This window comes from Sphaerisporangium perillae (assembly GCF_023276435.1).
In the GTDB taxonomy this organism is placed as follows: Bacteria; Actinomycetota; Actinomycetes; order Streptosporangiales; family Streptosporangiaceae; genus Sphaerisporangium; species Sphaerisporangium perillae.
Window position 1 is genome coordinate 160,087 of record NZ_JALLPO010000007.1, and the last position, 14,704, is coordinate 174,790.

At 71.3% G+C, this 14,704-nt stretch carries 11 protein-coding genes; 10 read left to right on the forward strand and 1 reads right to left on the reverse strand.

Annotated features, from left to right (window positions below; all coding sequences use genetic code 11):
• The first annotated feature begins 4 nt into the window (after window positions 1-4).
• From betA to MYF83_RS09115, 9 genes are all read left to right on the forward strand, one after another.
• A complete protein-coding gene (betA, locus tag MYF83_RS09075; protein WP_248959776.1) occupies window positions 5-1,651 on the forward strand; it encodes a choline dehydrogenase in 1,647 nt (548 codons plus the stop codon).
• A gap of 310 nt (window positions 1,652-1,961) precedes the next feature.
• Complete coding sequence (locus MYF83_RS09080; RefSeq protein ID WP_248959777.1) at window positions 1,962-3,026, forward strand: quaternary amine ABC transporter ATP-binding protein; 1,065 nt, start codon at window positions 1,962-1,964, stop codon at window positions 3,024-3,026.
• Between the two features lie 52 nt (window positions 3,027-3,078).
• Window positions 3,079-5,061, forward strand: coding sequence for an ABC transporter permease subunit (locus MYF83_RS09085; RefSeq protein WP_248959778.1), 1,983 nt, complete (start codon window positions 3,079-3,081; stop codon window positions 5,059-5,061).
• A 37-nt stretch (window positions 5,062-5,098) separates the two neighbouring features.
• Window positions 5,099-6,085, forward strand: coding sequence for an ABC transporter substrate-binding protein (locus MYF83_RS09090; protein WP_248959779.1), 987 nt, complete (start codon window positions 5,099-5,101; stop codon window positions 6,083-6,085).
• An 85-nt stretch (window positions 6,086-6,170) separates the two neighbouring features.
• Entirely contained in the window at window positions 6,171-8,624 is a 2,454-nt protein-coding gene (locus tag MYF83_RS09095) for a GcvT family protein (protein WP_248959780.1), read from the forward strand.
• 64 nt (window positions 8,625-8,688) lie between these two features.
• Window positions 8,689-9,915, forward strand: a complete 1,227-nt coding sequence (locus MYF83_RS09100; RefSeq protein WP_248959781.1) for a sarcosine oxidase subunit beta family protein — start codon at window positions 8,689-8,691, stop codon at window positions 9,913-9,915.
• Window positions 9,916-9,928: 13 nt separating this feature from the next.
• Window positions 9,929-10,270 carry a sarcosine oxidase subunit delta gene (locus tag MYF83_RS09105; RefSeq protein WP_248959782.1) on the forward strand — a complete coding sequence of 114 codons (342 nt, stop codon included), beginning with the start codon at window positions 9,929-9,931 and terminating at the stop codon, window positions 10,268-10,270.
• Window positions 10,267-13,056, forward strand: coding sequence for a 2Fe-2S iron-sulfur cluster-binding protein (locus tag MYF83_RS09110; protein WP_248959783.1), 2,790 nt, complete (start codon window positions 10,267-10,269; stop codon window positions 13,054-13,056). Before MYF83_RS09105 ends, MYF83_RS09110 begins: the two co-directional genes overlap by 4 nt.
• Window positions 13,049-13,555 (forward strand): sarcosine oxidase subunit gamma, encoded by a 507-nt coding sequence (locus MYF83_RS09115; protein ID WP_248959784.1) that lies wholly within the window; start codon window positions 13,049-13,051, stop codon window positions 13,553-13,555. Before MYF83_RS09110 ends, MYF83_RS09115 begins: the two co-directional genes overlap by 8 nt.
• Before the next feature lie 25 nt (window positions 13,556-13,580).
• Here MYF83_RS09115 and MYF83_RS09120 read toward each other — a convergent pair whose 3' ends face one another.
• Window positions 13,581-13,955, reverse strand: a complete 375-nt coding sequence (locus MYF83_RS09120; protein WP_248959785.1) for an MmcQ/YjbR family DNA-binding protein — start codon at window positions 13,953-13,955, stop codon at window positions 13,581-13,583.
• Between the two features lie 313 nt (window positions 13,956-14,268).
• On the opposite strand from MYF83_RS09120, the gene MYF83_RS09125 reads away from it, so the two are divergent.
• On the forward strand, window positions 14,269-14,508 hold the full coding sequence (locus MYF83_RS09125) for a hypothetical protein (RefSeq protein ID WP_248959786.1): 240 nt from the start codon (window positions 14,269-14,271) through the stop codon (window positions 14,506-14,508).
• The last annotated feature ends 196 nt before the right edge of the window (window positions 14,509-14,704 follow it).

Genomic DNA, 14,704 nt, shown 5'->3' on the forward strand with positions numbered 1-14,704 from the left:
TGGTATGTACGACTTCGTCATCGTCGGTGGTGGATCGGCCGGATGCGCCCTCGCGAACCGGCTGTCCGCCGACCCTTCCGTCCGGGTGCTGGTGCTGGAGGCGGGCCGTTCGGACTATCCGTGGGACGTCTTCATCCACATGCCCGCCGCGCTGATGTTCCCGATCGGCAGCCGGTTCTACGACTGGAAGTACGAGTCCGAGCCCGAGCCCCACATGAACGGCCGCCGCATCTACCACGCGCGCGGCAAGGTGCTCGGCGGGTCCAGCAGCATCAACGGCATGATCTTCCAGCGCGGCAACCCGCTGGACTACGAGCGCTGGGCCGCCGACCCCGGCATGGAGACCTGGGACTACGCGCACTGCCTGCCGTACTTCAAGCGCATGGAGAACTGCACGGCCGACCCGGGGACCGCCTTCCGCGGCCACGACGGGCCCTTGGTCCTGGAACGCGGGCCGGCGCAGAGCCCGCTGTTCACCGCCTTCTTCGAGGCCGTGCGGCAGGCGGGGTACCCGCTGACCGACGACGTGAACGGCTACCGCCAGGAGGGCTTCGCGCCCTTCGACCGCAACATCCGCCGCGGACGCCGCCTGTCGGCCGCCCGGGCGTACCTGCATCCCGTGAAGCGGCGCCCGAACCTCGAGGTCAGGACGCGGGCGCTGGTGACGCGGATCCTGTTCGAGGGCAGGCGCGCGGTCGGGGTGGAGTACGACGGCCGGACCGTGCGGGCGGGCGAGGTGATCCTGTGCGGCGGCGCGATCAACTCGCCGCAGCTCCTCCAGCTCTCCGGCGTGGGCAACGCGGCCGAGCTGTCCGCCCTGGGCGTCGAGCCCGTCCACGACCTGCCCGGCGTGGGGGAGAACCTCCAGGACCACCTGGAGGTCTACGTGCAGTACGGCTGCAAGCAGCCCGTGTCGATGCAGCCGGCGATGAAGTGGCGCAACCGCCCGTGGGTCGGGGCACGGTGGCTGTTCCTGCGCAAGGGGCCGGGGGCGACCAACCACTTCGAGGCGGGCGGCTTCGTCCGGGGCAACGACGAGGTGGCCTATCCGAACCTGATGTTCCACTTCCTGCCGGTCGCGGTCCGCTACGACGGCTCGGCCCCGGCCGGTGGGCACGGCTACCAGGTGCACATCGGCCCGATGTACTCCGACGCCCGGGGTTCGGTGAAGATCCGCAGCACCGACCCGCGGGAGCGTCCGGCGCTGCGCTTCAACTACCTGTCCACCGACCAGGACCGGCGGGAGTGGGTGGAGGCCGTCCGGGTGGCGCGGGGCATCCTCAACCAGCCCGCCATGGACGGCTTCAACGCGGGCGAGCTGTCGCCGGGGCCGTCGGTCGAGAGCGACCAGGAGATCCTGGACTGGGTCGCGCGTGACGCCGAGACCGCCCTGCACCCGTCGTGCACGGCTCGCATGGGCGTCGGCGAGGGCGCCGTGGTCGATCCGCTCACCATGCGGGTGCACGGACTGGACGGGCTGCGCGTGGTGGACGCCTCGGTCATGCCGTACGTCACCAACGGCAACATCTACGCGCCGGTCATGATGGTCGCGGAGAAGGCCGCCGACCTCATCCTCGGCGACACGCCGCTCCCGCCGGAGCCGGTGGAGTTCTACCGGCATCCCGGCCGCGCCTCCGCGCCGTCCCGCTGATCCCGGGCTCGGCGACCGATCAGCGCCGGAAATGACCAGATATAGGGCTGGAAACACCGCTTCTAGGTATGTCCGACGGATGCCACGCGGTTTTCATCACCTCTATGGTGGTACGGCAGTGCGCGTTTCGGTCGCGAAGGGAAACGCGGCAAGCCTTGACGGGGCTGACCAGAGGGTCGATTCTGTTCCTCGTTAAGCATTCTGATGCGTCATACGCAACCAGATCGCGAACGGAGAGGTCCGTGGCAGAGTTCTGCCACGGTGGCCGCCGGAGGTGACCGGCCTCCATCCCTCGAACCGCGAGGTGACCATGACCGCGACGTCGCCGGCCGAGCTTCCGAAGGCCCTTACCGAGGCCGAGGAGTCGGTGACCCTCGACGTGCGCGGCCTGTGGAAGGTGTTCGGGCCCCGGGCCGACCGGGTGGCCGGCACTCCGCTCGCCGAGCTGTCACGCGCCGAGCTCAGGGAGCGCACCGGCTGCGTCGCCGCCGTGCGCGACGTCTCCTTCGCCGTACGGCGCGGCGAGGTCTTCGTCGTCATGGGCCTCTCCGGTTCCGGCAAGTCGACGCTCGTGCGCTGCCTCACCCGGCTGGTCGAGCCGACCGCCGGCGAGGTGCTGCTGGACGGCGTGGACATCCGCAAGGCCGGCGACAAGCAGCTGCGCGAGCTGCGCCGCCACCGGTTCGCGATGGTCTTCCAGCACTTCGGCCTGCTCCCGCACCGGCGGGTGCTGGACAACATCGCCTACGGCCTTGAGATCCAGGGGCAGAAGAAGGACTCCCGATACGCGCGGGCCGGCGAGATGCTCGACCTCGTCGGGCTCACCGGGTACGGCGAGTCCTACCCCGACCAGCTCTCCGGCGGCATGCAGCAGCGGGTGGGCCTCGCCCGCGCCCTGGCCGTCGACCCCGAGGTGCTGTTCTTCGACGAGCCGTTCTCGGCCCTGGACCCGCTGATCCGCAGGGACATGCAGAACGAGGTCATCCGGCTGCACCATGAGGTCGGCAAGACGATGATCTTCATCACGCACGACCTGAGCGAGGCGCTGAAGCTCGGCGACCGCATCCTGGTCATGCGCGACGGCGAGATCGTCCAGATCGGCACCCCGGACGAGGTGGTGGGCGCGCCCGCCGACGACTACGTGCGGGAGTTCGTGCGCGACGTGTCCCGCTCGCAGGTGCTGACCCTGCGCTGGATCATGCGGCCGCCCGGCGACGGCGACGCGCTGGACGGCCCCGAGCTCGGTCCCGACGTCGTCATCAAGGACGCCGTGCGCACCGTCCTGCACGCGGACCGCCCGGTGCGGGTCGTGGCGGACGGCGAGCTGCTCGGCGTGGTTAGCAGCGCCGAGATCCTCGAGGTGATCGCGGATTGAGCGGCGACGGGATCGCCCGCGCGGCGGGTGGACGTGGTGAGGTGAGGCCGCGATGACGGCGGCCGTGGCGGCCCGCCGGCCGGTGTGGTCGCGCCCGTACCTGCTCGTGGGCATCCTGGCCGCCTGGATCGCGCTGTGGATCGCCTTCCGGGGCCAGGCCACCCTCCCGCTGGACGGCGCCGAGCTGACCCCGCTGCACGCACGGATCGGCGAGGCCGCCGACGTCGTGGACAACAACCGCGACTCCAACCCGATCTTCCTGTACTTCTTCAACTACGTGCGGCTCTTCATCGACGAGTTCGTCACGTTCGTCCAGGCGCTGATCAGCCGGCCGTCGTTCGGCCGTCCCGTCCCGGTGGTCGGCTGGCTCGGCGTGGTGGGACTCGCCGCCGCCGTCGCCCTGCTGTACGGGAACCTCAGGGTCGCGCTGCTGACCGTGGCCGGATTCGTGTCCTTCGGGCTGCTCGGCCTGTGGGAGGAGAGCATGGACACGCTGGCGCTGACGCTGGCCGCCGTCCTGCTCTCGCTCGCCGCCGGCATCCCGCTCGGCATCTGGGCCGGGCTGAACGACCGGTTCGACCGCCTGGTCACCCCGGTGCTCGACTTCATGCAGACCATGCCGACGTTCGTGTACCTGGCGCCGCTCACGCTGGTCTTCCTGATCGGGCCCGCCAGCGCCACCGTGGCCACGATGATCTACGCCATCCCGCCGGCGATCCGCATCACCTCGCACGCGATCAGGCAGGTGCCCAAGGAGACCGTGGAGGCGGGCGCCTCACTCGGGTCGACGCCCTGGCAGCTGCTCGCGAAGGTACGGCTCCCGCTGGCCAAGCGGACCATCGTCGTCGGCGTCAACCAGACGATCATGGCCGCGCTGTCCATGGTGACGATCGCCGCGCTCATCGACGCGCCCGGGCTCGGCAAGACCGTGCTCAAGGCCCTGGAGACCCTCGACGTCGGCACGTCCTTCAACGCCGGCCTGGCCATCGTCATCATGGCGATCGTGCTCGACCGGGTGACCTCGGCGGCCGGACGCCGCGTCGAGGACGCCCGCCGCGCCGGACGCGCCCACCGGCCGCTCCGGCGCCGGATCCAGGTGGGCGCCGTCCTCGCGGTCGCCGCCGTGCTCGTCTACCTGTCGCACGTCTACGTGTGGGCCGCGGAGTTCCCGGGCGAGGCCGACGTGGGCTCCTTCGTCCGCAAGGGCGCCGACGCGGCGAGCCAGTGGGCGCAGACGAACCTGTTCGCCACCACCAACGGGCTGAAGAACCTCATCACCTACGGGCTGCTCAACCCGTTCGAGGCCGTGCTGACCGACTCGCCCTGGTGGCTGGTGCTCGCCGTGGTCACCGCGACCGCGCTGGTGGTCGCCGGCGTGCGGGTCGCGGCCGTGTGCGCGGTGTGCGTGGCCCTGCTGGTCGCGCTCGGGCTGTGGCAGGACAGCATGGTGACGCTGGCCGCGACGCTCGTCGCCACGGTGCTGGTGATGGCGCTGGGCATCGTGATCGGGGTCTGGATCGGCCGGGACGACCGCGCCGACCGGGTGATCCGCCCGGTGCTGGACGCCGGCCAGACCATGCCCGCGTTCGTGTACCTGGTGCCCATCCTCGGCCTGTTCGGCGCCACCCGGTTCACCGCGATCATCGCGGCGGTCGTCTACGCCGCCCCCGTGGCCATCAAGCTCGTCGCGGACGGCATCAGGGGCGTGTCCACCGCGGCAGTGGAGGCCGCCACCGCCGCCGGGTCGAGCACGTGGCAGATCATCTCCAGGGTGCAGGTGCCGATGGCGCGCGGCGCGGTCACCCTCGCCGCGGGCCAGGGGCTGTGCTACGTGCTGGCCATGGTCGTGGTCGGCGGGCTGGTCGGCGCGGGAGCGCTGGGATACGACGTGGTGTCGGGGTTCTCCCAGCTCCAGCTGCGCGGCAAGGGCTTGGCCGCCGGCCTCGCGATCGTGGTCCTCGGCACCATGCTGGCCGCGATCACCAAGGCCCTACAGCGTCGGGGAGTTCGGAAATCGCCCGTCACGGGTGTGTAACGGCCGCCTCCGGCGGCCTTCGATCAGGAGGACTTTGGTGAGAGTTTCGAGGATCGCGCGGCCGAGGACGGCCGTACTCGTGGCGGCCGTCGGCCTCCTCGCCTCAGCGTGCGCGGGTGCGAAGGTGGGAGAGAGCCCGTCCGCCTCTGGAACGGCCGATCCGGCGAAGAAGGCGTGCGGCGCCGTCAACCTCGCGATCAACCCCTGGGTCGGATACGAGGCGAACGCCGCGGTGATCGCGTACGTGGCCGAGAAGGAGCTCGGCTGCCAGGTCACGAAGAAGGACCTCAAGGAGGAGGTGGCCTGGCAGGGATTCGCCACCGGCGAGGTCGACGCGATCGTGGAGAACTGGGGCCACGACGACCTCAAGAAGAAGTACATCGAGCAGCAGCAGGTCGCCGTCGAGACCGGCTCGACCGGCAACAAAGGCGTCATCGGCTGGTACGTGCCGCCGTGGATGGCCGAGAAGTACCCCGACATCACCGACTGGAAGAACCTCGACAAGTACGCCGACCTGTTCAAGAGCTCCGAGTCCGGCGGCAAGGGGCAGCTGCTCGACGGCGACCCCTCGTTCGTCACCAACGACGCGGCCCTGGTCAAGAACCTGAAGCTGAACTACAAGGTGGTGTACGCCGGCAGCGAGGCGGCGCTGATCACCGGGTTCCGGCAGGCCGAGGCCCAGAAGAAGCCGATGATCGGCTACTTCTACGAGCCGCAGTGGTTCCTCGCGGAGGTCAAGCTCGTCAAGGTGAATTTGCCCGCCTACACCGAGGGGTGCGACGCGGACGCGGCCAAGGTGGCCTGCGACTACCCGCCGTACGAGCTCGACAAGATCGTGAGCAAGAAGTTCGCCGACTCCGGCAGCCCGGCCTACCAGCTGGTGAAGAACTTCACCTGGACCAACGACGACCAGAACCTGGTGGCCAAGTACATCTCCGAGGACAAGATGTCGGCCGAGGATGCCGCCAAGAAGTGGGTCGAGGCCAACCCCGACAAGGTGAAGGCCTGGCTGCCCACGGGCTGACCTGCTCTTGACACCCCCCGGGCGGCCGGTCACGCTTGTTGCGGAAGGCGCATCATTGTTCATCATGCGCAACGGAGGTGGCGGTATGACGGGCCCCCGGGTCGTCGTCATCGGAGCGGGCGTGGTGGGCGCGGCACTCGCCGAGGAGCTCTCCGCCCGAGGCTGGGACGACATCACCGTGGTCGACCAGGGCACGGTCCCGGCGGCGGGCGGCTCGTCCTCCCACGCGCCCGGCCTGGTCTTCCAGACCAACCCCTCCAAGACCATGACGGAGCTGGCGCGCTACACCGTCGAGAAGCTCCTGGCGCTCGGCTGCTTCCTCCAGGTCGGCGGTCTGGAGGTCGCCACGACCCCCGAACGGCTCGCCGAGCTGCACAGGCGGCACGGCTGGGCCACCGCCTGGGGCGTCGAGGCGCACCTGCTCACCACCGAGGAGTGCCTCCGGCGCCACTCGCTGCTCGACCCCGACCGGGTGCTCGGCGGCCTGTACGTGCCGACCGACGGCATCGCCAAGGCCGTGCGCGCCGTCGAGGCGCAGCTCCGGCTCGCCCGCGAGCGCGGCGTACGCGTCCTCGACCGGCACGAGGTGCTGGACATCCGGGTCGAGGACGACCACGTGACCGGCGTCCTCACCGACCAGGGCGAGATCCCCGCCGACGTCGTCGTCTGCTGCGCCGGCATCTGGGGCCCGAAGGTCGCGGGCATGGTCGGCATGGCGCTGCCCCTTACCCCCCTCGCCCACCAGCTCGCCTGGACCGGCCCGGTGCCTGCTCTGAGCGGCCAGGCCGAGGAGGCGCCCACGGACGGCGGCAGGCCACAGGAGGCGACCCGCCCGATCCTGCGCCACCAGGACGCCGACCTGTACTACCGGGAGCGGTACGACCGGCTGGCCGTCGGCTATTACGGCCACCGACCGATGCCCGTGCGCCCCGAGGCCATCGCGTCCGTCGACGACGCTGAGGTGATGCCGTCGGTGACGCCGTTCACGCCCGGCGACTTCGCCGACGCCTGGACCGAGACGCAATCGCTGCTGCCCTCGACGCGCGACACCAAGATCGAAGAGGGCATCAACGGGCTGTTCTCCTTCACCACCGACAACATGCCCCTGCTCGGCGAGTCCACCGAGGTCAAGGGGTTCTGGGTGGCCGAGGCCGTCTGGGTCACCCACTCGGCGGGCGTGGCGCGAGCCCTGGCCGAGTGGCTGGTCGACGGGCACTGCTCGTCGTTCGACCTGCACGAGTGCGACGTCAACCGCTTCGAGCCGCACCAGCTCGCCCCCGAGTACGTCCTGACCCGCGACTGCCAGAACTTCGTCGAGGTCTACGACATCATCCACCCGCTCCAGCCGCCGGAGAACCTGCGCCCGCTACGGGTGAGCCCCTTCCACGCGCGGCAGCGCGAGCTCGGCGCCTTGTTCCTCGAGGCGTCTGGATGGGAGCGCCCCCAGTGGTACGGCGCGAACGCCGCCCTGGCCGAGGGCGGGGGCATCCCCGTGCCCGGCGACTGGGCGGCGCGCTACTGGTCGCCGATCGTGGGCGCCGAGGCACGGGCGTCCCGGGAGGGCGTCGCCCTGTACGACATGACCGCGCTCAAGCGGCTGGAGGTCGCCGGGCCCGGCGCGGCGGCCTTCCTGGACCGGATGTCCACTGGCGCCGTCGACAAGCCGGTCGGATCGGTGACCTACTGCCTGCTGCTCGACCACGACGGCGGCATCCGCAGCGACATCACGGTCGCCCGGCTCGGCCGCGAGCTGTTCCAGGTCGGCGCCAACGGCAACCTCGACCTCGACTGGCTCGCCCGCCACCGTCCTGCCGACGGGTCGGTGTCCATCAGGGACATCACCCCCGGCACATGCTGCGTCGGGATCTGGGGCCCGCGCGCACGCGACGTGGTGGCGCCGCTCACCGAGGGCGACTTCTCCGCCGAGGGCTTCCGCTACTTCCGTGCCAAGCGGGCGTACATCGGGTCGGTGCCGGTCACCGCGCTACGCCTGTCCTACATCGGCGAGCTGGGCTGGGAGCTCTACACGACCGCCGACATGGGCGTGAAGCTGTGGGACACGCTCTGGGAGGCCGGACGGCCGCACGGCATCATCGCGGGCGGGCGCGGCGCGTTCAACAGCCTGCGCCTGGAAAAGGGCTACCGCTCCTTCGGCGCCGACATGACCTACGAGCACGATCCGTTCGAGGCCGGCCTGGGGTTCGCCGTCAAGATGGACAAGGGCGACTTCATCGGCAGGTCCGCCTTGGAGGAGCGCCGCGCCTCGGTCGCCCGCCGCCTGGCCTGCCTGACGATCGACGACCCCTCCGGCGTGGTGATGGGCAAGGAGCCCGTCTACGACGGCGACACCTGCGTGGGGTACGTCACCAGCGCGGCGTACGGGTACACCATCGGCAAGGCCATCGCCTACGCCTGGCTGCCCCGCCCGCTGTCGGAGCCCGGGCGGCAGGTCCACATCGGTTACTTCGGCAGGCGGATCCCGGCCGTCGTGGCGGAGGAACCGCTCTTCGACCCGGCCATGAAGCGGCTGCGCGCGTGACCGGGCGGCCGCGTGGCTGCGGACGGGGCAAGGCCGTGACGGGCGGCACGAAGGCGGGAGAGGCATGACCGGACGCGAGCGGGCCAGGCCCGGGGACGGCACCGCGCTGTGGGACAGCCCCGAGCCGGCCGCCTCCTACGACGTCGTGATCGTCGGCGGCGGCGGGCACGGCATCGCCACCGCCTACTACCTGGCGAAGAACCACGGCATCACCAACGTGGCCGTCCTGGAGAAGGGCTGGCTGGCCGGCGGCAACATGGCCCGCAACACGACGATCATCCGCTCCAACTACCTGTGGGACCAGAGCGCCGGCATCTACGAGCACGCGTTGAAGCTGTGGGAAGGGCTGGAGGACGACCTCGGCTACGAGGTGCTGTTCAGCCAGCGCGGGGTGCTCAACCTCGCCCACAGCCTGCAGGACGTGCGCGACAGCGTGCGCCGCGTCAACGCCAACCGGCTCAACGGCGTCGACGCCGAATGGCTCGGCCCCGAGCGGGTCAAGGAGGTCTGCCCGATCGTCGACGTCAGACCCGACGCGCGCTACCCGGTGCTCGGCGCCACCTACCAGCCGCGCGCGGGCATCGCCAAGCACGACCACGTCGCCTGGGGGTACGCCAGGGCCGCCTCCGCGATGGGCGTCCACTTCATCGAGCACTGCGAGGTCACCGGCATCGAGGTGACCGACGGCCGGGTGCGGGCCGTACAGACCACACGCGGGCGCATCGCGGCGGGGCGCGTGGCACTGTCCGCGGCCGGGCACTCCTCGGTCGTGGCCGGCATGGCCGGGCTGCGGCTGCCGGTGCAGAGCCACACCCTCCAGGCGCTGGTCTCCGAACTGCTCGAACCGGTCCACCCGACGGTCGTCATGTCCAACGCGGTCCACGTCTACGTCAGCCAGGCGCACAAGGGCGAGCTGGTCATGGGCGCCGGCATTGACGCCGCCAACTCCTACCGCAGGCGGGGAGCCTTCCACATCATCGAACGGCAGATGGCCGCGGCGCTGGAGCTGTTCCCGATCTTCGCCAGGGCGCACGTCCTGCGCACCTGGGGCGGGGTGGTCGACGTCACTCCTGACGCCTCGCCGATCGTCGGACTCACCCCGGTCGGCGACCTGTACGTCAACTGCGGCTGGGGAACGGGCGGGTTCAAGGCGACGCCCGGCGTCGGCTGGTGCTACGCGCACACGATCGCCACCGGGGAGCCGCACCCGCTCAACGCGCCCTTCACCCTCGAACGATTCACCACCGGCGCGCTCGTGGACGAGCACGGCGCCGCCGCCGTGGCGCACTGAAGGAGCGCGAGCGATGTTGCTGATCCCCTGCCCGTGGTGCGGGCCGCGCGACGAGGCCGAGTTCGGGTACGGCGGGCAGGCCGGCGTCGCCTACCCCCGCGACCCCGGCGCGCTCACCGACGAGGAGTGGGCACGCTACCTCTTCTTCCGCGACAACCCCGAGGGCCCGTTCGAGGAACGGTGGAACCACTCGGCCGGCTGCCGCCGCTGGTTCAACCTGACCAGGAACACCGCCACCAACGAGATCACCCCCATATCCCCGTCCGGGGACGCCTCCCCGCCCGGGAACGTCGCCACCGGCGAGGTCGGCACCGCGAGCGCGTCCTGGGACGCCGCCACCGGAGGCCCGCGATGACGCGGCGGCGTGCCGGGCACGAGGGTCAGGTGCTGCGGTTCACGTTCGACGGCCGCGCCTACGAGGGCCGCCGAGGTGACACCCTCGCCTCGGCGCTGCTGGCGGCAGGCGTGCGCCGGGTGGCCACCAGCGTCACGCTCGGCCGCCCGCGCGGCATCTTCGGCGCGTGGACCGAGGAGCCGAACGCCGTCGTCCAGATCGAACGGCCGTTCCCCGAGCCCATGGTCCAGGCGACCACGATCCCGCTGTACGACGGCCTGGTCGCATCCAGCCTGTCCGGGCAGGGAAGGCTGTCGCCCGGCCCGGACCCGGCGCGCTACGACGCCACGCACGCGCACTGCGACGTGCTCGTGGTGGGTGCCGGACCGGCGGGGCTGGCGGCGGCGCGGGCCGCCGCGCGCACCGGAGCCCGGGTCGTCCTCGCCGACGACCGCCCCGAGCCCGGAGGCACCCTGCCGGACACCGCCGAGACGGTGGAGGGCCGGCCCGGCGCCGAGTGGGCGCTCGCCGTCGCGGCCGAGCTGCGAGCCCTGCCCGACGTGCGTGTCCTGTCCCGGACGAGCGTCATCGGGTACTACGACCACAACTACCTCGTCGCCGTCGAGCGCCGGGGCGAGGACGCCGTGACGCGGGAGCGGGTCTGGCGGATCCGCGCCCGCAGGGTCGTCCTGGCGACCGGGGCGCACGAGCGGCCCATCGTGTTCAGCGGCAACGACCTCCCCGGTGTCATGCTGGCCTCCGCCGCGCGCGCGTACGCCAACCGGTACGGCGTGCCGGCCGGCCGCCGGGCGGTGGTCTTCACCACCGGCATGGACGACACCGCCTACGACGCGGCCCGCGACCTCGCCGAGGCGGGCGTCGAGATCGTGGACATCGCCGACGCCCGCGAGGGCCGGCTGGTCACCGCCGCGATCGGCGACGGCGACGAAGGCCTGCGCACCGTCGTGATCGGCGAGCGCGGCGAGGGCCTGGGCGCCATGACGGGATCACGCGAGGTCGAGGCCGACCTGCTGCTCGTCGCCGGCGGGTGGAATCCCGTGGTCCACCTGTTCGGCCAGGCCGGAGGGGAGCTGCGCTACGACGAGCGGCTCGGCGCCTTCGTCCCGGGGGATGCCGCGCGAGCCGTCCAGGCGGGCCGGAACGTGGTGGTGGCCGGGGCGGCGCGAGGGGCGACCACCCTCGCCGAATGCCTCGCCGACGGCGAAACCGCCGCCGCCTCCACTCCGCCGACCTCGCTCGCCACTCCGCCGTCTCCGTCCGGCGGGTGGGGGGAGCACGTGTGGCTGGTGCCCGCCGACGACGAGACCCACCACTTCGTGGACCTCCAGCGGGACGTGACCGTGGCCGACCTGCGGCGGGCCACCGGCGCGGGGCTGCGCTCCGTCGAGCACGTCAAGCGTTACACCACGGCGGGCACCGCACACGACCAGGGCAAGACCTCCGGCACGCTCACCAGCGCGATCGTCGCCCAGGTGCTGGGAACCGGGATCGCCGGCCTCGGCACCACCACCTTCCGCGCGCCCTACGTCCCGGTGTCCTTCGCGACCCTCGCCGGACGCGACCGGGGCGCCCTGCACGATCCCGTGCGCGTCACCGCGATGCACGACTGGCACGCCGAGCACGGCGCGCTGTTCGAGAACGTCGGGCAGTGGAAGAGACCCTGGTACTACCCGGGGCCGGGGGAGGACATGGAGGCCGCGGTCCTGCGCGAGTGCCGCGCCGTCCGCGAGGCCACAGGCGCCATGGACGCCTCCACCCTCGGGAAGATCGACGTTCAGGGCCCGGACGCGGCCGAGCTGCTCGACCGCCTCTACACCAACCTGATGAGCAGCCTGAAGGTCGGCGCCATCCGGTACGGCGTCATGTGCCGCGCCGACGGCATGGTGTTCGACGACGGCACCGTCATCCGGCTGGCGCCCGACCGCTTCCTCGTCACCACGACCACGGGCAACGCGGCCGCCGTGCTCGACTGGATGGAGGAGTGGCTGCAGACCGAATGGCCCGGCCTGCGGGTCCGATGCACCTCGGTGACCGAGCAGTGGGCGACGGTCGCCCTGGCCGGACCGGGTTCACGCGCCGTGCTCGCGAGCCTCGCCCCCGACCTGGCGGTGGACGCCGAGAGCTTCCCGTTCATGACCTGGCGCGACGCCGAGGTGGCGGGCATCGAGGCGCGGGTCTGCCGGATCAGCTTCTCCGGCGAGCTGGCCTACGAGATCAACGTCAGCTGGTGGCACGGGCTCGCGCTGTGGAAGGCCGTCCAGGCGACCGGCGCGGTCACCCCGTACGGGACCGAGACCATGCACGTGCTGCGCGCCGAGAAGGGATACCCCATCATCGGCCAGGACACCGACGGCACGGTCACGCCTGCGGACCTCGGCATGGGCTGGGTCGTCTCCAAGAGCAAGCCCGACTTCGTCGGCAAGCGGTCCTTCGCCCGCGCCGACACCGCCAGGCCCGACCGCCGGCACCTGGTGGGCCTGCTCCCCGAGGACCCGGACGCGCTGCTGCCGGAAGGCGCCCAGCTCGTCGCCTGCGAACGGCTCCCGGAGCCTCCCGTGCCCATGCTCGGCCACGTGACCTCCTCCTACCGCAGCGCGGCCCTCGGCCGTACGTTCGCCCTCGCGCTCGTGAGCGGCGGCAGGGACCGCGTCGGGGAGCGCCTGCACGCCTACACGGGCGAGACCCTGATCCCGGTGACGGTCACCCACCACGTCCTCTACGACCCAGAAGGAACCCGCCGCGATGGCCGACCCGACACCTCCGAGGGAGCCCGCCACGATGGTTGAGCGGATCAGCCCGCTGGCGGGGTTCGCGGGGGTTTCTGACACACGATTGCGCGTGCGGGAGATCCCCTTCCTGCGGCAGACGAACCTCCGGGCCGATCCCGGCAAGGTGCCACCGTCGCTCGGGTTGCGGCTGCCGATGGAACCGGGCACCTGGCTGCGCTCCGGCGGGGCCGACGTGCTGTGGCTGGGCCCCGACGAGTGGCTGGTCATCGGCGATGTGGACCTTCCGCGCTCCGAGGACGTCGCGGTGACCGACGTGTCGGCGCAGCGGACCACGATCCTGGTGGCCGGGCCGGGCGCACGTGACCTGCTCGCACATGGATGCGCCATCGACCTGCACCCATCGGTGTTCGGCCCCGGCCGCTGCGCGCAGACCACGCTGGCGAGGGCGCAGGTCGTGCTGGTCGCGGGTGAGGACGAGGAGTTCCGGGTGCTGGTCCGAGCCTCCTTCGCCCGCTACCTCGCCGACTGGATCACCGACGCGGCCGTCGACTACTGAGCGTAATCGGTTCCAGCATGGTCGTTCACGGCTGGGGGGCTTCCCGCTTGGCGGAGAGGCGTTTGGGGGCGACAATGCGGTAGCTCTCCTCGACCCATTCGCACAGGAGGTCGGTGTCGGCCGTTTCGTCGGAGTAGGGAATGGTCACCCACCCCGCCTTGCCCAGCCCATAGCCCGTCGGAGCCGCGCCGGGCAGGTTGAGGGCATGGCCGTTCGACTCGCGCAGCTTTACGGAGAAGCCGGGCTTCCATTTCTCGGACTCCTCCTCCATTCCGAGGAAGACGAAGACCTTCTTGCTGACCTTGACGACGGTCTCTCCCCAGGGGAAGTCCTCGTAGGCCTCGGGGAGGCCGAGGGCGAACGCGCGCAGCCGTTCTCGCGTCTCCTGCCATTGGTTCATGCCCCAATTGTGCTGCCATTCCTTCCGGGAGGAGGCCACAAGAGCCCTCAGGGGGAGGTCGCCCGGTCGCGGCCCCGGTCCGCGACACCGGGGTCGCGGCGCCGAGTGCGATCTTCGTGGCCGATGTCGGCCAACTTCTGATCGACTACTGTGTGTGATTGCTTGAATACGAAGCGGTCACTAGCCTTGGCGCATGGCCTCCCCCACTTTGCCCGCCCGCGGCTCTTCCCTGGGTCCCGCGCCGGTTCGCCGGCCGCGCGACACCGCCTTCCCGCCATCGGCGCGTCCGTCCGCCACGGGCAGGAGGCCGGCCATGCCGGTGACGATCGATGAGCTCAAGGCCAAGTACAGCCGGAACTGGCTCGTGTCCGACGCGGTCGGAGGCGGGTGGTACGCCGTGCGCCGTCATGGCGTCTCGCGGAGCCTCGTCCAGCGCGGCCTGTCGAACGTGCGCTGCGCCGCCACGCTCGACGAGCTCGCGGCGCATCTCGCCGCCGAAGCGCACCTCGAAGAGCGCCTTCTCCGTGGCTACGAGCCGGCGGCGAGCGGGTGACAACCGGCGGAGCGCCGTCACGAAGGCCGAGGTGCGCCAAAGGGCACCATTCGCCTCGCCCCTAAGACGCGGCGCGTGCCCCATGAACCTGGCCGCTGGCATGACCGATGCGGGGGTTCGATACTGGATCGATGACACGGCCCGTACTCCTTCTCGACGTGGACGGCGTTCTCAATCCCTTTGCCGCGACTCGCTG

Bases quoted from the DNA above. Each gene is read 5' to 3' on its own strand.
- MYF83_RS09085 (WP_248959778.1), top strand. From the start codon at position 3,079: ATGACGGCGGCCGTGGCGGCCCGCCGGCCGGTGTGGTCGCGCCCGTAC.
- MYF83_RS09080 (WP_248959777.1), top strand. From the start codon at position 1,962: ATGACCGCGACGTCGCCGGCCGAGCTTCCGAAGGCCCTTACCGAGGCC.
- MYF83_RS09110 (WP_248959783.1), top strand. From the start codon at position 10,267: ATGACGCGGCGGCGTGCCGGGCACGAGGGTCAGGTGCTGCGGTTCACG.
- MYF83_RS09125 (WP_248959786.1), top strand. From the start codon at position 14,269: ATGCCGGTGACGATCGATGAGCTCAAGGCCAAGTACAGCCGGAACTGG.
- MYF83_RS09095 (WP_248959780.1), top strand. From the start codon at position 6,171: ATGACGGGCCCCCGGGTCGTCGTCATCGGAGCGGGCGTGGTGGGCGCG.
- MYF83_RS09120 (WP_248959785.1), bottom strand. From the start codon at position 13,955: ATGAACCAATGGCAGGAGACGCGAGAACGGCTGCGCGCGTTCGCCCTC.
- betA (WP_248959776.1), top strand. From the start codon at position 5: ATGTACGACTTCGTCATCGTCGGTGGTGGATCGGCCGGATGCGCCCTC.
- MYF83_RS09115 (WP_248959784.1), top strand. From the start codon at position 13,049: ATGGTTGAGCGGATCAGCCCGCTGGCGGGGTTCGCGGGGGTTTCTGAC.
- MYF83_RS09105 (WP_248959782.1), top strand. From the start codon at position 9,929: ATGTTGCTGATCCCCTGCCCGTGGTGCGGGCCGCGCGACGAGGCCGAG.
- MYF83_RS09100 (WP_248959781.1), top strand. From the start codon at position 8,689: ATGACCGGACGCGAGCGGGCCAGGCCCGGGGACGGCACCGCGCTGTGG.